This window comes from Psychrobacillus psychrodurans, assembly GCF_050209195.1.
Lineage (GTDB): Bacteria > Bacillota > Bacilli > Bacillales_A > Planococcaceae > Psychrobacillus > Psychrobacillus psychrodurans.
Genome location: NZ_CP189791.1, coordinates 2,855,041 through 2,874,003, shown reverse-complemented (window position 1 = coordinate 2,874,003; position 18,963 = coordinate 2,855,041). Strand labels below are relative to the sequence as shown.

At 34.4% G+C, this 18,963-nt stretch carries 22 protein-coding genes and 3 pseudogenes; 23 read left to right on the top strand and 2 right to left on the bottom strand.

Features of this window, described 5'->3' with window-relative positions:
* Positions 1 to 102 precede the first annotated feature (102 nt).
* A complete protein-coding gene (locus ACQCPR_RS14120) occupies positions 103 to 1,311 on the bottom strand; it encodes an RtcB family protein (RefSeq protein ID WP_427137316.1) in 1,209 nt (402 codons plus the stop codon).
* Between the two features lie 1,122 nt (positions 1,312 to 2,433).
* On the opposite strand from ACQCPR_RS14120, the gene ACQCPR_RS14115 reads away from it, so the two are divergent.
* The 20 genes and pseudogenes from ACQCPR_RS14115 to ACQCPR_RS14020 all read left to right on the top strand — a co-directional run bounded on the left by ACQCPR_RS14115 (position 2,434) and on the right by ACQCPR_RS14020 (position 16,265).
* The gene (locus ACQCPR_RS14115; protein WP_427137315.1) at positions 2,434 to 3,960 is read left to right on the top strand and encodes a ribonuclease YeeF family protein; all 1,527 of its coding nucleotides are present in this window, start codon (positions 2,434 to 2,436) and stop codon (positions 3,958 to 3,960) included.
* 11 nt (positions 3,961 to 3,971) lie between these two features.
* Entirely contained in the window at positions 3,972 to 4,391 is a 420-nt protein-coding gene (locus tag ACQCPR_RS14110; RefSeq protein WP_340880242.1) for a hypothetical protein, read from the top strand.
* Between the two features lie 135 nt (positions 4,392 to 4,526).
* Positions 4,527 to 5,579 (top strand): T7SS effector LXG polymorphic toxin, encoded by a 1,053-nt coding sequence (locus ACQCPR_RS14105; protein WP_427137314.1) that lies wholly within the window; start codon positions 4,527 to 4,529, stop codon positions 5,577 to 5,579.
* 157 nt (positions 5,580 to 5,736) lie between these two features.
* Positions 5,737 to 6,174 (top strand): SMI1/KNR4 family protein, encoded by a 438-nt coding sequence (locus tag ACQCPR_RS14100; protein WP_269921746.1) that lies wholly within the window; start codon positions 5,737 to 5,739, stop codon positions 6,172 to 6,174.
* 383 nt (positions 6,175 to 6,557) lie between these two features.
* Positions 6,558 to 7,247: a hypothetical protein gene (locus tag ACQCPR_RS14095; protein ID WP_427137313.1), complete on the top strand. Its 690-nt coding sequence runs from the start codon at positions 6,558 to 6,560 to the stop codon at positions 7,245 to 7,247.
* A 108-nt stretch (positions 7,248 to 7,355) separates the two neighbouring features.
* A complete protein-coding gene (locus ACQCPR_RS14090; protein WP_427137312.1) occupies positions 7,356 to 7,526 on the top strand; it encodes a hypothetical protein in 171 nt (56 codons plus the stop codon).
* 14 nt (positions 7,527 to 7,540) lie between these two features.
* Positions 7,541 to 7,957 (top strand): immunity 70 family protein, encoded by a 417-nt coding sequence (locus ACQCPR_RS14085; protein ID WP_340880882.1) that lies wholly within the window; start codon positions 7,541 to 7,543, stop codon positions 7,955 to 7,957.
* 318 nt (positions 7,958 to 8,275) lie between these two features.
* A pseudogene (locus ACQCPR_RS14080) lies at positions 8,276 to 8,668 on the top strand (SMI1/KNR4 family protein); the annotation flags it as partial.
* A 368-nt stretch (positions 8,669 to 9,036) separates the two neighbouring features.
* Positions 9,037 to 9,117: pseudogene (locus ACQCPR_RS14075) on the top strand (hypothetical protein); the annotation flags it as partial.
* Positions 9,117 to 9,557, top strand: a complete 441-nt coding sequence (locus ACQCPR_RS14070; protein ID WP_340880237.1) for an SMI1/KNR4 family protein — start codon at positions 9,117 to 9,119, stop codon at positions 9,555 to 9,557. The pseudogene ACQCPR_RS14075 and the gene ACQCPR_RS14070, both read left to right, overlap by 1 nt.
* A 209-nt stretch (positions 9,558 to 9,766) precedes the next feature.
* Positions 9,767 to 9,961, top strand: coding sequence for an AHH domain-containing protein (locus ACQCPR_RS14065; RefSeq protein WP_427137311.1), 195 nt, complete (start codon positions 9,767 to 9,769; stop codon positions 9,959 to 9,961).
* 13 nt (positions 9,962 to 9,974) lie between these two features.
* Entirely contained in the window at positions 9,975 to 10,541 is a 567-nt protein-coding gene (locus tag ACQCPR_RS14060; RefSeq protein ID WP_427137310.1) for an imm11 family protein, read from the top strand.
* A 543-nt stretch (positions 10,542 to 11,084) separates the two neighbouring features.
* A complete protein-coding gene (locus ACQCPR_RS14055) occupies positions 11,085 to 11,435 on the top strand; it encodes a transposase (protein WP_427137309.1) in 351 nt (116 codons plus the stop codon).
* 108 nt (positions 11,436 to 11,543) lie between these two features.
* Entirely contained in the window at positions 11,544 to 12,635 is a 1,092-nt protein-coding gene (locus ACQCPR_RS14050; RefSeq protein ID WP_427137308.1) for a DNA/RNA non-specific endonuclease, read from the top strand.
* Positions 12,632 to 13,102, top strand: a complete 471-nt coding sequence (locus ACQCPR_RS14045) for an antitoxin YezG family protein (protein WP_427137307.1) — start codon at positions 12,632 to 12,634, stop codon at positions 13,100 to 13,102. The genes ACQCPR_RS14050 and ACQCPR_RS14045 overlap by 4 nt, the downstream gene beginning before the upstream one ends.
* A 549-nt stretch (positions 13,103 to 13,651) precedes the next feature.
* Complete coding sequence (locus ACQCPR_RS14040) at positions 13,652 to 13,930, top strand: cytosolic protein (RefSeq protein WP_427137306.1); 279 nt, start codon at positions 13,652 to 13,654, stop codon at positions 13,928 to 13,930.
* A gap of 16 nt (positions 13,931 to 13,946) precedes the next feature.
* Positions 13,947 to 14,078, top strand: coding sequence for a hypothetical protein (locus ACQCPR_RS14035; RefSeq protein WP_427137305.1), 132 nt, complete (start codon positions 13,947 to 13,949; stop codon positions 14,076 to 14,078).
* A gap of 306 nt (positions 14,079 to 14,384) precedes the next feature.
* Positions 14,385 to 14,735 (top strand): transposase, encoded by a 351-nt coding sequence (locus tag ACQCPR_RS14030; protein WP_427137304.1) that lies wholly within the window; start codon positions 14,385 to 14,387, stop codon positions 14,733 to 14,735.
* A 111-nt stretch (positions 14,736 to 14,846) separates the two neighbouring features.
* Positions 14,847 to 15,776, top strand: coding sequence for an HNH/ENDO VII family nuclease (locus ACQCPR_RS14025; protein ID WP_427137303.1), 930 nt, complete (start codon positions 14,847 to 14,849; stop codon positions 15,774 to 15,776).
* Positions 15,777 to 15,794: 18 nt separating this feature from the next.
* Positions 15,795 to 16,265, top strand: coding sequence for an SMI1/KNR4 family protein (locus ACQCPR_RS14020; RefSeq protein WP_269921750.1), 471 nt, complete (start codon positions 15,795 to 15,797; stop codon positions 16,263 to 16,265).
* A gap of 320 nt (positions 16,266 to 16,585) precedes the next feature.
* On the opposite strand, the gene ACQCPR_RS14015 is transcribed toward ACQCPR_RS14020, so the two are convergent.
* Positions 16,586 to 16,786 (bottom strand): helix-turn-helix domain-containing protein, encoded by a 201-nt coding sequence (locus ACQCPR_RS14015; protein WP_269921749.1) that lies wholly within the window; start codon positions 16,784 to 16,786, stop codon positions 16,586 to 16,588.
* Positions 16,787 to 16,930: 144 nt separating this feature from the next.
* Here ACQCPR_RS14015 and ACQCPR_RS14010 point away from each other — a divergent pair.
* From ACQCPR_RS14010 to ACQCPR_RS14000, 3 genes and pseudogenes are all read left to right on the top strand, one after another.
* Positions 16,931 to 17,632 (top strand): annotated as a pseudogene (locus ACQCPR_RS14010) (transposase); the annotation flags it as partial.
* A 104-nt stretch (positions 17,633 to 17,736) separates the two neighbouring features.
* Positions 17,737 to 18,222, top strand: a complete 486-nt coding sequence (locus tag ACQCPR_RS14005; RefSeq protein WP_427138953.1) for a polymorphic toxin type 15 domain-containing protein — start codon at positions 17,737 to 17,739, stop codon at positions 18,220 to 18,222.
* A 19-nt stretch (positions 18,223 to 18,241) separates the two neighbouring features.
* Positions 18,242 to 18,787 carry a T6SS immunity protein Tdi1 domain-containing protein gene (locus ACQCPR_RS14000; RefSeq protein ID WP_427137302.1) on the top strand — a complete coding sequence of 182 codons (546 nt, stop codon included), beginning with the start codon at positions 18,242 to 18,244 and terminating at the stop codon, positions 18,785 to 18,787.
* Positions 18,788 to 18,963 lie beyond the last annotated feature (176 nt).

Sequence of the window (18,963 nt, the reverse complement as noted above, 5' to 3'; positions counted from 1 at the left end):
AGAGAGCAATTCTAAAAATAATAAGTTAAATGGAATTAAAAATGTAATAAGCAAAAAAGGAGCAGGGATCAATTCCCTTCTCCTTTATTTTTATTATATTTACTATTTTCTATACCCAATATACTCAGAAGACTTAAAATTGTAAATTGGTTTTAGAATATGCTTCACTTCAATAGTTTCCTTAGTGTTTTCAATAATTTCATTCATTGTTTTGTAAGCAAATGGAGATTCATCGATCGTGTCAATATCAACAGAAGTGGTGAATACATCTTTCATGGTTTCCTTAAAGTCTTCCATATTGAGAGTAGCTCTAGCTTTTGTTCTACTAAATATCCGCCCCGCTCCGTGAGGGCCCGAGTAATTCCAGTCTTCGTTTCCTTTCCCTTCGGCCAATAAAGAACCATCTCGCATATTGATGGGAATCAATACAAGTTCACCTTTTTGAGCAGATATTGCCCCTTTTCTTAATATCATATTGTCTAGGTCTACATAGTTATGAACTGTATCTATTCTGCCGACTTCTACGAAATTCATATTTTCTAAGATAACCTGTGCCATTGCTGCGCGATTCCACTTAGCATAATCCTGTGCTATTTTTAAATCGTGAAAGTACTCTTCCATTTGTAATCCTTCCAGATAAGATAGTTCTGTCGGAACAGTTACTTCTTTTGTTTTAAAAGATTGAATGGCTTTTTGTATTTCTTTTTGTTTTCCTTCTTTTTTCAAGTTCGCTATTATTTCTTTTAATTCTTCTTTATTGAATCTTAAAGTATCTATTGCACGTTTTTGGTGAAATCTTGCTACTTTAGCTCCTAAATGTCTAGAACCAGAGTGGATAACTATAAATATTCTTCCATCTTCCGTTTGATTTACTTCGATAAAGTGGTTGCCACCACCAAGTGTACCTAACGAAAGGTTAGCAGTATCAAGTGAGAAGGGAGCAATTACATTAGAAAGTTCAATATTGGATGTAAATGAGTGAGGGTTCTGTCTAATACCTTGACCTGCTGGTACAAAGTGACGAATTACTCGATCAAGTTTTTCAAAATCTATATCACTTTTCTGAATCTCCATACATAACATGCCGCAACCAATATCGACTCCTACTAGATTAGGAACGATTTTGTCTTTTATTTTCATTGTAGTACCAATAACTGCCCCTTTTCCTGCATGGCAGTCTGGCATAATACGAACATTACCACCAGCCACAAACTGCTGATCTAAGAAGGTGCTAATCTGTTCAATTGTCACATCATCAATATTTTCTGTAAATACTTTTGCATTATCAAATTTACCTTTAATTATTTTCATCGCTTCAAAACTCCTCCTTTTAAACTCCTATGTAACCATTCGGGTTCGGAGCAGGAATCCCTTTTTCTTTTTTGCTACTTTAAAAAATAATAAAAAAGCGTAGGGGGAAAAGTACTTGCCTCCGCAATGTAAATTTTATCAAACGTAGACAATTTTATGTTAGCTAAAAACCTTCTAATCCAAAGCGAGAATTAGAAGGTTTTAGAAGTATAATAGTAAATGGTATGCTCTACAAGAATAACTATTCCGATGTAACATTTCACTATAGTATACTACAACAGATTAATTGAAATAAAAAAAGAACATACGTGTGGTGTAATGAGAAGATAATAGCAGGTGACTCAAAAGGTGGTTGGCTCACTCCCATTTCGTGTTAGAAAAGGGCGGATTAAGTGCACCACATCCTGTGGCAACATCCGCATGACCCGCATCGTGCAGGCCTGTGGTGCCGGTGACAGTATTTGAAGCATTAATGTTCGTAGTAACATTCGCAGCATTGATTGTATCAATTCTTTCATTTAACCATAAAAAATAACCCATCCTTGAGTTGAGTGCACTGATGGGTTATTACCTAATCAATAGTCAATCCCCCTTGAAGGGAACCTGCTCCTGCGATTACTCGTCGCAAAAAGAATTTTTCTATTATACTTGGCCGATTGATGCGCAAACATCAATTGGTCTTTTTTATTGTACTCTGATGTTAATGTTAGTATACGTTTTTATTTCACCTTTTCAAGTGTGATGGGTGCCAGGTACTCAAACAAGACTTTTACAACTTTACTTTATAAAGGTACTTTACAAGTTTCTGTTCTAGACTCAGTTTTGTCTTTTCTGGGATGGGCGAAGAAAGTACTTAATGAATTCATTTAAATTGTTTCAATTTAACCACTATTTTCCTTGGAAAGTAGTGTAAGAGTCACAGGTGATTTTATTATATTAATCCGTAAGGTTTATCTTTTCAAATATTGTAACTTTTCCCTTTACCTTCCTGATTAAAAATGGAATATTATAACTATTGTTAGTTTACTAGAGGAGGAGAAGAATGTTCACCTGTGGGGTAATAATGTATAATAAAGAATATTGTGAATTGATTATTTGTACATGCTCGATGAGGCAAATCCTATGAAAATATTGGATGTAGATTTATTTCAAGATGGGATACAGCGCAATATTACTATGTTAGATAGGCTAAGTAGTGAAATGGAAGCAATTCATCATGCGGTGAATGGTCTAGTTCAGATGGAGGATCAACTAAAGGGAGCGGGAGGTAATGCCATCCGCTCTTTTTACCAGGAATGCCATTTACCGTTTCTTCACTTTTTCCAGTTGTTTTCTGAACAGTTTAAACAAGTGCTTAACCAGATGGAGGCAGCGCTTCATTCACTGGAACCTGATTCCTCCGGTTACATACTCGAAACATTCCTTGATGGAGAGCTAGAACAGGGACTTACGCTTATTGGTGAACTCACTGCTAGCTTAACAGATGAGGCAAATAGTATCATGAATCAAGTGAGTGATATTGTTGCCCTGCCGCATCTAGATGATAGCGGAGTGCAGGAGGGAGTCATTAGTTCTAAGAGAAAACGTGATGATACCTTAATGCAACTTTATGAATTTGATGCTCTCCAGACATTTGCACTAAATCCAATTGAACATGGTTTGCAGACGATGGACACGTGGCTGACAGATATAGAAGGACTGTTTACGGACGGAGTCACGGACATAGATTTTCGATCGAACCAATGGGCTGCGATATCAATGAATAGTGGATTGAAGACGGCTATTGAACAACAGACCTCTCGGGTTAATGGAGGCCTAGAGTCCAGCAATCAGGAAAATCTGATAGGTACGGAAATCACGCCAGGAACGTTTCGGGCACTCGAGGGTAAAAAGACCAAGACAATCCATAGAGGTGCTTATGGAAGCTTTAACCTGTTAAAATTCCACCTGTACGAAAATGGTCTGATCATCAAAGAATACCAGCTTGGGACAAGCAAGCCAATTCAATATGTAGTGGTCAAAGAAGTAGAAGAGGAATTCGAAGACGGTGGTGTCCGAGAGCTCGATGGGTACTTTGAAGGTACAAAACTTGCATTTGTTGATTATCTAAGACCGCATGCGATTGTCAAAAAAGGCTTCAAGCTCGCTTTCATTTCCGGAGCCAAGATATCTAAATATAAAGGGGATCTTTCTGTAAGGAAGACTCCTACGGTTGAAAACAAGTCTAAGGGTAGTGTGAATGGTAGTAAAGAGGCGGGAAACCCTAATAAAGGTACGGGTAAAGCAGCTACCAAGCAAACTATTAAGCAAAACGAAGTTACTACTTATAAGGATTTTGTTGATAGGTCTGTTGTTGGGGATAATTTAGAAGGGCATGAAGTTTGGCAACATGCAAATCTGAAGGCGAACGGTCTTGCTACTAATAGACTTTCTACTGAAGCATCGAAGAACAATCCAGTAATAGCGTTAGAGCGTGAACATCACAAGCTTATAAATAAAGTACAAAGAGGTATTGACGCAACCAATCAATTACCATTAGATAATATTACGAGTAATTCTAAAATTTTGCGAGATGCTGGTATTTCAGAAGATATTGTAAACGATATTACAAATAAAGCGTTAAATCATATGAAAAATACTCTAGAATAAGGAATGATAAGATGCAAAATGAATTAAAACAATTAATGATGAAGTTAGAAAAATCAATTATGAATGAGGATTTTATTGATGTTACATATGATGTTGTTGAAGAAATAGAAGAAAGGGAGGATGCTTTTGAAGCTATTCTGCCCATTTTTAAGTTGATGGAAAAATATCCAAATATAAATTTCGGTAGACCTGGGCCTCTTGTGCATTTTGTTGAAAAATTTTATAAAAATGGATATGAAGAAAAGCTTGTTGAATCACTCAAAAGGGAACCTACACAACATACTGTTTGGATGTTAAATAGAGTTATCAATGGTTCTCAAGGGGACAGAAAAGCATATTTTATAAATGTATTGGATAATATTATTGCGTTTCCTAATCTTGATGAAGAAATTGTATCACTTGCTAGCCATTTTAAGTCTTTACATGAATAAGTATTAAGTTAAAACTTTAATTTTCTTGGCACTGACTATCCATTTGCAGAGCGGAATAAAATACCCTATTATGCAGCCAATTGACGGTATTAAACGCGCGATTGGCTTATTAATTTCATTTGTATCATGAATCAAGTGAGTGATATTGTTGCCCTGCCGCATCTAGATGATAGCGGAGTGCAGGAGGGAGTCATTAGTTCTAAGAGAAAACGTGATGATACGTTAAACCAACTCTATGAATTTGATTCTACCCAGACATACGCACTGAATCCTATAGAACAAGGTTTGCAGACGATGGACACGTGGCTGACAGATATAGAAGGACTGTTTACGGACGGAGTCACGGACATAGATTTTCGATCGAACCAATGGGCTGCGATATCAATGAATAGTGGATTGAAGACGGCTATTGAACAACAGACCTCTCGGGTTAATGGAGGCCTAGAGTCCAGCAATCAGGAAAATCTGATAGGTACGGAAATCACGCCAGGAACGTTTCGGGCACTCGAGGGTAAAAAGACCAAGACAATCCATAGAGGTGCTTATGGAAGCTTTAACCTGTTAAAATTCCACCTGTACGAAAATGGTCTGATCATCAAAGAATACCAGCTTGGGACAAGCAAGCCAATTCAATATGTAGTGGTCAAAGAAGTAGAAGAGGAATTCGAAGACGGTGGTGTCCGAGAGCTCGATGGGTACTTTGAAGGTACAAAACTTGCATTTGTTGATTATCTAAGACCGCATGCGATTGTCAAAAAAGGCTTCAAGCTCGCTTTTATCTCCGGAGCCAAGATATCTAAATATAAAGGGGATCTTTCTGTAAAGAAGACTCCTACGGTTGAAAACAAGTCTAAGGGTAGTGTGAATGGTAGTAAAGAGGCGGGAAACTCTAATAAGGGTAAGGTAAAAATTGATTACGATCTAGCTAAAGGTTATATTAGAGATGTTGAGTCAAAAACTGGATTGAAACTTCATAAAACACAAATAGAAAAATTAAAGGTCACTTTAAGAGAAAATATATATGAAAAAATGACACCATTGGAAACTTTAAAACACAGAAATAAATTTAATAGTGTAAAAAATAAATTGATTAAAGAATGGGAAGAAAACACGGGACAAAATTGGCCAAGATACACTGAGGAAATTTATGATAAAAAAGGTAGATTAGCAAGGGATATTGGGATATAGGTCAACCATATGATGCTCATCATATTATAGAAAATAATTTTGGCGGTCCTCACGAATGGTGGAATATACACCCTGCTAAATTTCCTGATGAACACCAGGCGGGAATTCATGGTAAAGGTTCGCCATCAAACAAGTTATTTCCAAGGAGGTAGTTTTAATGGCTACATTTGATTTTTTGAAAAATGAGAAACATAAATTTATTAGACTACAAGAAAACGAACTGTTAAATGCGGAAGAAAGACTTGGGTTTGAGTTACCTAAAGAACTTAGAGATTTTTACTTAGAAGTTGGCTATGGCTTTATTAAAGGAAGCAATGGGAACGCAATAAATAGATTTATGGATCCAGATACTATAGCTGATATTACTTTGAGAGAAGGTATTTACGAGTTTGATCCAGATTTAGAAGGAATATATGAGGAGGATGATAAATTAGTGTTTTTTGAAGTAAACGAGGGGGTATATTTAACTCTTGATTTAAATAATCCAAAACAAACTCCTGTATATTTTTTTGATGCCCAAATTGCTGGTTCATTGGAAGAATTTATAAGAAAAATTGATGAGGATGCAGAGTACTTTATGGATATGGCTGATTAATACTTCAGGTTCTCAGTAAAATATAAAAGTAAGGGTAAAATAGTCCATACCTAGTACTCATGAATGGACTGTTACATTGAAGAGTTGTTGATGACGGTAATGTAGATGTTTTTAATAATTCCTTATGGATTATTTACAAAAATCTTAAGGTTTCACAACTAAGCTATACAGGAAGGAAAGCATTGAATAAAGCGCTTGATTGTCTACAATTGGCAACAGGTGCTTTTTGTTTTTTAATTTTAAGTGCCAGGTTATTAAAAAGATGATTTATTTTTTAGTAAAAGTAAGAGATTACGAAAAATTAACACGTGCATCTGGAACAGTTGAATGGCTCAGCGCTCAATTACCTTGATTGGCTAAATGCCTTTCAAGGTTTCTTTTTTGTGGGGCTACCCAGTGCTGAACAAACCACTTTTTATTCAGATATTAGAAGAGGTATCCCTTGTAACCCCTATATGGTGTTAGATCAAATCGTGATGGGTTTCAGGTACTCAAACAATAGAGACGTACAGTCCAGCAATCAGGAAAATCTGATAGGTACGGAAATCACGCCAGGAACGTTTCGGGCACTCGAGGGTAAAAAGACCAAGACAATCCATAGAGGTGCTTATGGAAGCTTTAACCTGTTAAAATTCCACCTGTACGAAAATGGTCTGATCATCAAAGAATACCAGCTTGGGACAAGCAAGCCAATTCAATATGAAGTGGTCCACGAAGTAGAAGAGGAATTCGAAGACGGTGGTGTCCGAGAGCTCGATGGGTACTTTGAAGGTACAAAACTTGCATTTGTTGATTATCTAAGACCGCATGCGATTGTCAAAAAAGGCTTCAAGCTCGCTTTCATCTCTGGAGCCAATATATCTAAATATAAAGGGGATCTTTCTGTAAAGAAGACTCCTACGGTTGAAAACAAGTCTAAGGGTAGTGTGAATGGTAGTAAAGAGGCAGGACACCCTAATAAGGGTATAGATAAAGCTAGACCATCATGGAGACAATCTGAAATTGATGTGGAGAAGGATTTCCCAGAGTATAATGCTCAAAAGTCTTTTAAAGATGGTAAAGAAGTACCTTAAAGAGAAAAAGGTAGTTCTAGACCAGATTTGTATCAGACTGGGCATAGCATTGAGGTGAAAAATTATAAGATTACTACTTCAAGCTGACGGAGTAGATTGGTTAATAACGTGTCAAAACAGGTAGAAAAAAGATTAAGCGAATTACCTAACAGTACAAAACAGTCTGTTATAATTGATATTAGAGGACAGAATGTATCAGATGAAATACTAGATGAATTGTATGAAAAGATTATGAATAAAACAAATGGTAAAGTAGATATAAGATTTAAAACGAATTGATTGAGGTGAGAGAAATGGCTGTGGGATTTAAGGTGAAATATTATTGGTATCAAGTTGGGCATGGTGATTTCGTACATTCTTTTTTCTCTACAATAAGCTATCATTTAGAGCAAAATGGATGGGGAAATGAATTTCCCTATTTATTAAATGACCTCTATAACGGAAAACTTGAAAATAAGAATATTGATAGTGCAATAAATGAATTAGAAGAAATAAAAAAGAAATTACAGAATTATAGTCCATCACAAGTAATATGGGATATTGAAGACCTATCTAAAAGACCACCTTGGGGTGATAATATTAGTAAGGATATCACAAACTTATCTAATTACTTTGTCACAAGTGAGGGAGAAGACTTAATAGGTATGTTAATGAAAGCATTAGAGAAAGGACTAAAAACTAATTCAGATGTTTATATAGAAAGTTTATAAGTAATATCCTTCGATTAATGACCTTGATAAACGTATGAACTATATCAAGGTCATTTTTTATTTGAAAGTGATACGGAGTGTCGTATAAACGGTTTTATTTATAAAATAATGTTATACCTTTTGTAAGCCCTATAATGTTTTGCTGAATAATAAAGTGCGTACAAATACTTTAAAATGTATGCCTTATTTACTCCTTATTATGTTAAGCAAATACCATAATATTATCAGTTACCACCATTTCTATTCTTCAAAGCCATACCTTCGCTTTCTCCCTGCCTTTTAAATTTTTCGCAACTTTTACGTACATAAAACGATGATAAGGTACCTGAAGATGATATATTAAAAGCTGAACAAAGAATGGACATCAGTTTTTCAAATGATTTAAAACAGCTATATTTAGAAGTTGGATATGGTTTTATTAAAGGTCAAAGTGCTAATTCAATAAATAGAATATTGGGACCAGGGGCTGTAGCAGACATTAGATTAAGAGAAGGTATTTTTTAATTTGACCCAGATTTAGATGAACTTTTTGATGATGAAGATAAACTAATTTTTTTGGAAGTAAACGAGGGTGTTTATATTTCAATAGATTTACAATTAGTTAATAATCCAATATTTTATTTCGATATTCAAATAGCTGAATCGTTAGAGGAGTTTTTTAAAAAATTTCTCAATAATAATGAATATTATATAGATTTAATTGAGGATTAGGCTTAATTGGTAGAAGAAGTAAAAAATAATTGACCTTGATTGGCTATGAAATGCCTTTCAAGGTTTTTTACTTTATTTGAATCATCTACTGTTAAGTAGACAAAGACAAAGACAAAGACAAAGACAAAGACAAAGACAAAGACAAAGACAAAGACAAAGACAAAGACAAAGACAAAGACAAAGACAAAGACAAAGACAAAGACAAAGACAAAGAGAAAATGATTAAATTGAAAATCGAAAGATCATGATGGTTGTACCAACCTTTTAGAACGTGCTATATGTCGCAGCTTCTAGAGGGGAATTAGCAATTGTTAAAAAACTAATAGAACTTGGTATATATGTGAATGTCCTTGGAAAAGTTTATGGTAAAATTCCCAAATGAGCATCAAGCTGGTATTCATGGAGCAGGTTCACCAGCAAGTACACTATTTAAAGGAGGTAAAAAATAATGAGCTATGAATTTATTAAGGCAAACCAAGCAAATAGTTTTTATCCAGTGACTGAAAACGAAATAAAAGAGGTTGAGAAGGAACTTGATTTAAAATTTCCTAAGGAGTTAGTTAAATTTTATATAGAGGTTGGCTACGGATTTATTAAAGGTTCAGAGTTTAATATTAATCGTATTATGGACCCATATTCAGTAAGGGATTTTCGATTAAAAGTTAATGATTTTGAGTTTTATCCCGACATAGAAATCTATCATGAATTTGAGAATAACAAACTAATATTTTTTGAGGGCAGTGAATCAGCTTTAATGTCAATAGAATTGAATGAAAATAATAGAAATGCAGTTTACTATTATGATATTCAAATTGCGACTTCTCTTGAAGAATTTTTAAGAAAGATAGAAGAAAATGATAAATATTACTTGGAGTTACTAGCTGATTAAAGAACGATAATAAAACATACCTTGAATGGTTTTCGACTTTCAAGGTTTTTTTCTTTCATTTATATTAAAATAATTGGTATTTGAGTGAGACAAAAAGAAAATAATTTGTTTGAGAATCGAGAGCTCATGATGGTAGTACCATCAAGGCATTATGTTTTAATACTTGGTTTGTGAAAATAATACGATAATTAGGCGAGATGACATTTTATATGCAGGAATTATTGCCTCATCAAGGTAGACATCCGAACGCATATCATGAATATATGTTAGACAGGATAAATGAATATGATGCTATTGCACGTGGGAATCAAGAAATTTTTTTAGAGCTATTTGAAGGTTTAAAGAAAGAAGTCAGGGAAAATCCCGATATGCTTTACAAAGAGTATTGGTTAAGTAAAAAATAGGTAGGGGATACAGATGAAATTTTATAAGTTAAGCATAGAAGTTTCGGGTGAAAATGATATAGTTTGTCATTATAAGGATGATTTAGGTATTCAACAATATGAATTTAAAACTGGGCAGCCGTTTAATAGATGGGATGGTAGTTTTAAATTTTACTATGATAAAAGTGAAGGAGAAATGCCTACAGACTATCTTGCAAATGATATGGGATGGTTTGTGGTATCTAGTAGATTGAAAACTATTATGGAAACTTTGAATACAAAAATTGAGTACTTTCCAGTTGACATTGTTGAGTTGAAAAGTGGAGATAGTTTAGAAGGATATTATATTGCTAATATTCTTAAAGTCGTTAATGCACTATGTCTAGAAGAATCAGACTACCGTGAAATACAGACTAAAAGTGTTGGGACGGTATATAATGTACGAAAATATGCAATTTATGAGAGTAAAGTAGAAAATAGTGATATTTTTAAATTGGGAAATAGACAGGAAATACCTATTTTTGTTTCAGAAATATTTAAAAAAGAAATTGAAAATAATGAATTAACAGGTATGGAATTTTACGAAATTAAAGCTATCTAAATTTTAGAATAGGAATTTTTCACTAGAATATATCTGAATTAATTAAGATGTTCGAAAATAATGACTCCATGAAGGTAATACCATCATGGAGTTTATTTCTATAGGATTGGTAAGAGAAAGTACGAGAAATGTTCGATTTGGCATTTTACATGTTATCGGTACTTACTGCAAAAACAATAAAATAACGAGATTGTAAAAGCTCTTAGTGCTAAAGGTGATAAAGATACGGATAAATAAAGATGGTGAATAGAAAGAAAGTGAGAATTTTTTGGGTGAGACAATAAGAGAATGATTTTTGAAAATCAAGAGCTCATGAAGGTAGTACTATCATGGAGTATCGTATTAATACTTGGACAGTAAGAAAAGTACGATAGTTAGACGAGATGGATATTTTCATAGAAGAAGTAGTTATGACATGGCATAATTAACAAACTAACGAGATTGACAACGCTCGTGGCGATAAACAAGAGATCCTAGCCAATATAATAAGGTTTCGCCTAAGGAGAGAATTTTAAAAAATGTATCCAGAAATGAGGAAATTAAATGAATGATATATTTGTTAAATCACTTTATGAGTCTATCGTGAAAGAGAACTTTCAACTTTACAAAGACTTGTATGAAACAACGTATGTTACTTCTAAAACAGATGATTATTGGAAAAAGACTATTGGTTTTTACGATAGTTTAACTGACGGAAATAAAGATACATTAATGAAGATAATTGAACAAACTATGATTGATACTATTTCAAACATGCTAGGAGTAATTGATGGAAGTTCAACTTTAAAAGATTGTTCCTTAGAACCTAAATTACTGCTTGATTCTATTGATACGGAAGGAAAACTGCAAGATTCGTTTTTAGAATTCATAGAGGAAAGGGATAGTAACAGCTAATTCGATTTTTTATTACAAAGGTCTTTATAAAGAGCACAGTTAAAATTAAATAGTTTAAATGAATTCAATTACCTTGATTGGCTAAATGCCTTTCAAGGTTTCTTTTTTGTGGGGCTACCCAGTGCTGAACAAACCACTTTTTATTCAGATATTAGAAGAGGTATCCCTTGTAACCCCTATATGGTGTTAGATCAAATCGTGATGGGTTTCAGTTACTCAAACAATAGAGGCGTAGAGTCCAGCAATCAGGAAAATCTGATAGGTACGGAAATCACGCCAGGAACGTTTCAGACACTCGAGGGGAAAAAGACCAAGACAATCAATAGAGAAGCTTATGAAAGCTTTAACCTGTTAAAATTCCACCTGTACGAAAATGGTCTGATCATCAAAGAATACCAGCTTGGGATAAACAATCCAATTCAATATGAAGTGGTCAACGAAGTAGAAGAGGAATTCGAAGACGGTGGTGTCCGCGAGCTTGATGGGTACTTTGAAGGTACAAAACTTGCATTTGTTGATTATCTAAGACCGCATGCGATTGTCAAAAAAGGCTTCAAGCTCGCTTTTATCTCCGGAGCCAAGATATCTAAATATAAAGGGGATCTTTCTGTAAAGAAGACTCCTACGGTTGAAAACAAGTCTAAAGGTAGTGTGAATGGTAGTAAAGAGGCGGGAAATCCTAATAAGGTTACGGGTAAAGACATTACAAAAGTCAAATATGGTGACCAATATACTAAAAATGGACGTAAAAAAGTATTAAAACCGAATGTTGAGTATACAAGTAAAGAAGGATACAATTATAAAACAGATGATCTCGGTCGGATAAATAGTGCTGAAGGAACGCTAAAATTAGGAGATGGAAAAAGAAATAACTATGCCCAAAAGGTAGTAGGAAGAGAAGATCGAAAACCTGATGATGATGGTGGTCATTTAATTGCAAGTATTTTCAAAGGTTCCGGAGATCTTGATAACCTTGTTCCAATGAATGGAAATTTAAATAAAGGTGAGTGGAAAAAACTTGAGAATACATGGGCAGATGCACTTAAACATGGGGACGAGGTAAAGGTGAAGATAACACCAAACTATAAGACTAATTCACAACGTCCAGAAAGTTTTAATGTTAAATATAGAATTGGTGATGATGAATGGGAAATTAGACGATTTGATAATGCACTAGGAGGGAGGGAGGAAGTTAGATGAATGAGCAACAATTAGATAGATTATATCAGCGGATAGCTGAGGGTGTGGCAGAAACTATTCCAGAAGAATGGTCTAAGGTTTATTTATACGGTGAGGTTGTTGAAGGGGCTCAGACTGCTTACTTTTATTATTATCCGGAACATATTGGTAAACCTATATACAGTCATGAAATAACTGAACTATTTATAGTTAGTGAACTTGAATACACAGAAAAATGGCATCGGTTAGTAAATTTAATTCAAGAACTTTGGAGAGCATTTAAAGATAATGGTCAAGAGACTTGGACAAATCTTACTATGGTTTTTGATAAGGTAGGAAAGTTTAACATTGATTTTAATTATGATGATCTTTCAAAAATAGACTCTCATGAAAGGAAAACTATTTGGAAGTATAAGCATCTTGGCATTATACCAAAAAGTAATTCTGGGAAAAAGCATTTAGAAAAATATCTCTCCACACTGGAATAATGTCTAAATGTGGTTAAGGGTGAAAAAACGAGAGATAAGCGAGTTGACATTTTAAGCTTCGAAGTAGAGTTTTAGGGAGCAAGACAAAAAAAGCTTGATTAAATAAGTTTTAGTATCAAATAGAATTATTTTTAGATTATATTATATAGCTTACTATAAAACACTTGATTGCAATTTATGCAACAAGTGTTTTTTTGGGACGCCCGGCATGCTCATGAACTCTAGAGTGCAAGTCCCGAGCCTTGAAGGCAGAAGTAGAGGTTATCCAAGAGCAAGGTTGTCCGTGGTGACGTGGAATCTGAAGGAAGCTGTAGGCAAAACACCGATCCGAGGGACAAGAATCTCATATAAGACTAGTATGATTAGATGAGATTGCCAAATATAAATGATAGTTTAAGCATGTACAGAAACGCTTGTTTAACTGTGTACATTTTTGATTTCTCCTGCATATTACAACTTTATATGGAGTGGCGGGTATGATAGCCTTTTTGAATTAGTCTTGATAGGGTTACTAGTTTAGATGATAATATAGTCCAAGGAATAGATGGAGTGTACGAAAGTTCTAGTCTTCCACCTAAATATATAATTGGTGAAGCGAAATATGGTAGATCTCAATTAAGTAAGACTAAAACAGGTAAGCAGATGAGTGATGAATGGGTGGATAGTAAAAATAGATTAGACAATGCATTGGGTCGAGAAAAAGCTGATGAAATTAGAATGGAATTATTACTTAATCCCGAGAACATTGAAAGCGTACTCGTAAAAGTAGGTAAGGATGGCGAAGTATCGCAATTAATTCTTGATGAGTTCGGTAAAAAAAAGAAATAAGAATAGAGGTTGTACTATGAGAGATACTATAAAAAATAACAATTATTTTAAGGGATATTTAGAATATGAGTTCGCTAGAATTGAAAAATTTGAAATAGCGGTTAATAAAGTAATTAGTGCTAAAGGTGATAAAGATACGGATAAATAAAGATGGTGAATAGAAAGAAAGTGAGAATTTTATGTGTGAGACAATAAGAGAATGATTTTTGAAAATCAAGAGCTCATGAAGGTAGTACTATCATGGAGTATCGTATTAATACTTGGACAGTAAGAAAAGTACGATAGTTAGACGAGATGGATATTTTCATAGAAGAAGTAGTTATGACATGGCATAATTAACAAACTAACGAGATTGACAACGCTCGTGGCGATAAACAAGAGATCCTAGCCAATATAATAAGGTTTCGCCTAAGGAGAGAATTTTAAAAAATGTATCCAGAAATGAGGAAATTAAATGAATGATATATTTGTTAAATCACTTTATGAGTCTATCGTGAAAGAGAACTTTAAACTTTACAAAGACTTGTATGAAACAACGTATGTTACTTCTAAAACAGATGATTATTGGAAAAAGACTATTGGTTTTTACGATAGTTTAGCTGACGGAAATAAAGATACATTAATGAAGATAATTGAACAAACTATGATTGATACTATTTCAAACATGCTAGGAGTAATTGATGGAAGTTCAACTTTAAAAGATTGTTCCTTAGAACCTAAATTACTGCTTGATTCTATTGATACGGAAGGAGAACTGCAAGATTCGTTTTTAGAATTCATAGAGGAAAGGGATAGTAACAGCTAATTCGATTTTTTATTACAAAGGTCTTTATAAAGAGCACAGTTAAAATATATAAATAGTTTAAATGAATTCAATTACCTTGATTGGCTAAATGCCTTTCAAGGTTTCTTTTTTGTGGGGCTACCCAGTGCTGAACAAACCACTTTTTATTCAGATATTAGAAGAGGTATCCCTTGTAACCCCTATATGGTGTTAGATCAAATCGTGATGGGTTTCAGGTACTCAAACAATAGAGACGTAGAGTCCAGCAATCAGGAAAATCTGATAGGTACGGAAATCACGCCAGGAACGTTTCGGGCACTCGAGGGTAAAAAGACCAAGACAATCCATAGAGGTGCTTATGGAAGCTTTAACCTGTTAAAATTCCACCTGTACGAAAATGGTCTGATCATCAAAGAATACCAGCTTGGGACAAGCAAGCCAATTCAATATGAAGTGGTCCACGAAGTAGAAGAGGAATTCGAAGACGGTGGTGTCCGAGAGCTCGATGGGTACTTTGAAGGTACAAAACTTGCATTTGTTGATTATCTAAGACCGCATGCTATTGTCAAAAAAGGCTTCAAGCTTGCTTTTATCTCCGGAGCCAAGATATCTAAATATAAAGGGGATCTTTCTGTAAAGAAGACTCCTACGGTTGAAAACAAGTCTAAAGGTAGTGTGAATGGTAGTAAAGAGGTGGGAAATCCTAATAAGGGTATAGGAAATGGTTATCACTACTGGAATAAAACCACCCAATTTAAAAACGTGAAAGTTTACCAAAGAGATGATATTATAAATCCAAATATGAAAGACGCACGAGGTAGAACTAACCTTGAAAGGATGCAGAAGGGATTAGCCCCACTTGGTCCAGATGGAAAGTCTATAAACCTTCATCACATGACACAAAGAAATGAAAGTTCGATAGCAGAGGTTACACAGACGTTTCATAAAGATAACAGTTCTGTAATTCACATCAATCCTAATACTATACCTTCAGGTATAAATAGGTCTGAGTTTAATAAATGGCGAACTGATTACTGGAAAAATAGAGCCAATGACTTTTAATGTTAAAGGGGAATGGAAATGAGTGTAGAAAATTATCAAAAAGCAAAGGAAATTATTGTGAGTGAAGAAGAGATTGCAGACTTTGTGGGTGGTCATACAGATGAATTAATTAGTTTGGCTGAAGAAAAATTAGGGTTAAAGTTTACTGGTTTATATCTTGATTATTTAAAGACATTTGGAGCAGGTAATTTCGGAGCACAAGAAATATACGGAATTATTAATGCTGATTTTGAAAATTCATCAGTTCCAGACGCTATATGGTACACTTTAACAGAACGAAGAGAAATTAATCTACCTAATAATCTACTGGTTATATATGATACAGGGAGTGACGAAATTTTTTGTTTAGACTATAATCAACTTGATGATAATGGTGAACCAAAAGTAGTATCTTTTGTACCTGGAGTTGACTTAGAGAGTCAAACATATGAAATAATAGCTAATGACTTTGGTGATTTTTTATTAGACTTAGTTAAGCTAGAAGTATAGATTTGAAAAACCTTGATTGGCTATATGCCTTTCAAGGTTTCTTTTTTATTGGGGGGCTATCCAGTGACGAATAGTTCACTTTTTATTCAGAGAATATGAGTAACTCTTGTAAGCCCTATAGTATGTTCTTACAAATTATAAAGTACGTACAACACCTATAAAACGTATAACCTATTTAATGTATCCTAGCTATTAGAAGTAATCACAAAACCATCAGTTACCACCATCTATATTCTCCAATACTATACCTTTGCTTTCCCCCTGCCTTTTAAATTTTTCGCAACTTTTACGTACAAAAGAACGATTACTATGGCGAGAGGCTACTCCACCTCGATTAACTCCTGAATGTCGATGTCTAACACTTTGCATACTCTTTCTAATGTTGAGAGGTAAACTCTGTCCACATTGTCTGAACAAAGATGGCTTATTGTATTAGGGCGTAGCCCTGTCATTCGTGCCAATTCACGCTGTGAAAGGTCTCGTTCTTTAAGGATTTCCTTTAGCTTGATTGTAATAGGCATGGTACTTCCCTTCCTCTTATTCATGTTACCTTTTACGATACATCACAAACTTGTATCGGTAAAGGGGTTGATTGTATCGCTAAAGCCGCATACAATGAATTTATATTAATTATAGCGGCTAAGCGTTACGTTAATTGAGATTAGCGTAACGGACTAGCCTTTTGGGAAAGCTATCCTTCACCATCCCATTTGGAAGGGGAAACAATGGAGGGGTTACGAACATTCCTTCTAGAAGCAAGTAACAATGCTTGTTCCACTAGAAAAGCAGAACAAATTCTATCACTCATTCAAGCTGATGGAGAGGTAAAGCGTGAATACCAAACATCTAGAGACTTTATCATTCAAAGCATGGTTAGAAATATCAGCTTTAACAAACAGGAGATTAAGAAGATGGATAAAGAGTTAAAGATAACCATTCAAAAGCTAGGTATGCAGCTTGATACCATGCCAGGAATTGATACCGTTACTTCATCCGCTTTAATTGCAGAGATTGGTGACATTCATCGGTTCGCAAACTCTGATAAACTTGCAAGATATGCAGGAATAGCCCCTATCAGAATGGGGTCGGGCGGTAAAGAAACGATGAAGAAAACAAAACAAGGTAATCGAAAGCTATATGATGTCTTTTACAACCTAGCTGTCCAACAAGTCCAAGTCTGTAAAGGAAGTAAAATACCTCGTAATCCTGTCTTTTACGATTACTATAATCGTAAGCTAAGTGAAGGGAAATCCAAGTCACAAGCCCTTCTTTGCATTATGAGAAGATTAGTCAGAATAATCTATGGTATGATGAAAAGTAAAACGGCTTATATGATTCCTGAAATGCCTGAAACAATAGCAAGTTAAACAATTTGGGTGGTGGTTGAATAACTGCCATCCTTTCATAAAGTACATTATTAGATATTCCTAAGGGTACGGGTAATGTAAAGCATTTAGATGATGTACCAAGAATAAAAGAAGTTGAAGTTAATTTTAAAAGAAATGATAAACATGACTCCGAAGAGTTTGCAAGACAATTGAAATACCAAGAAAAAGGTATGAATGAATTAACGGTTGACGAGTATCTGAAAAATAGAGACAGATATATTGCTGAAGGTAGAGCAATAGAAGGAAATGCAGCTCAAAAAATGGCTAGACAAGAAGCACTTAAAGATAAAATTACTGAACTGCGAAAACAAGGACTTTCCAGAGCAGATGCGACAAAGCAAGCTTCAGAATGGCTGGAAACAAAAGCAGCACTTAATAATCCAGATCAAATAGCTGGAGGAAGAGCAGACATTATTGGAGGTTTGGGGGATAAAAGAGTAAATTCCTCGATAGGTTCACAGTGGAAATATAGAATTGATGTTGTTGATGAGCAAATTAAAGAAATTGCGAAGAATATGTCACCTGAACAGCTAAAGAATACTTATTTAAATGTGAAATTAACTGAATAATCAAAGGAGGAAATTTTAATTGGAAACTATATTTAGCAATTTTATAAAACATGAAACAGTTGATGAAGATGTTATTTTAAAATATAAGGATAAACTTCCTGAAGAATTAATAGAAACATGGAAAAAATATGGTTTTGGTACTTTCGCAAATGACTTTTTAAAAGTTATTAATCCAGACGATTATTTAGATATTTTAGAGAGAAGTTATCTAAGGCATGAGCAGGCGATTCCTATTTTTACAACCGCAATGGGTGATATTATAGTATGGGAAAAAGATAAGTATGTAAATTTATTAAACTTTAGGAAAGGATATGTTAATGTTGTTTCATCCGGATTTGAATTCTTTTTTGATGACTTAAAAGATAATGACTTTATGAACAATGAATTAATGTGGAAACCTTATCCTGAAGCGATTAGTAAATACAGTGCTCCGAACTATGACGAGTGTTTTGGATACACCCCTTTATTAGGTTTAGGTGGCTCAGAAAAAGTAGAGAATCTAAAAAAAGTCAAATTGAAGGAACATATTCTTATTATTACTGAATTTATGGGACCAGTTCAGTAATGTTCAGGATTATGATACAGAATTAACTATAAGCACTTGATTGCCTTTTTAGGCAACAGGTGTTTTTGTTTTTTGTTAGAAATATAAACTTTGGACGACATTGGATGATCCTTTACTGAAATTCATAACTCATGATGGTTGTACCATCATGGAGTATCGTTTTAACACATTGGGGA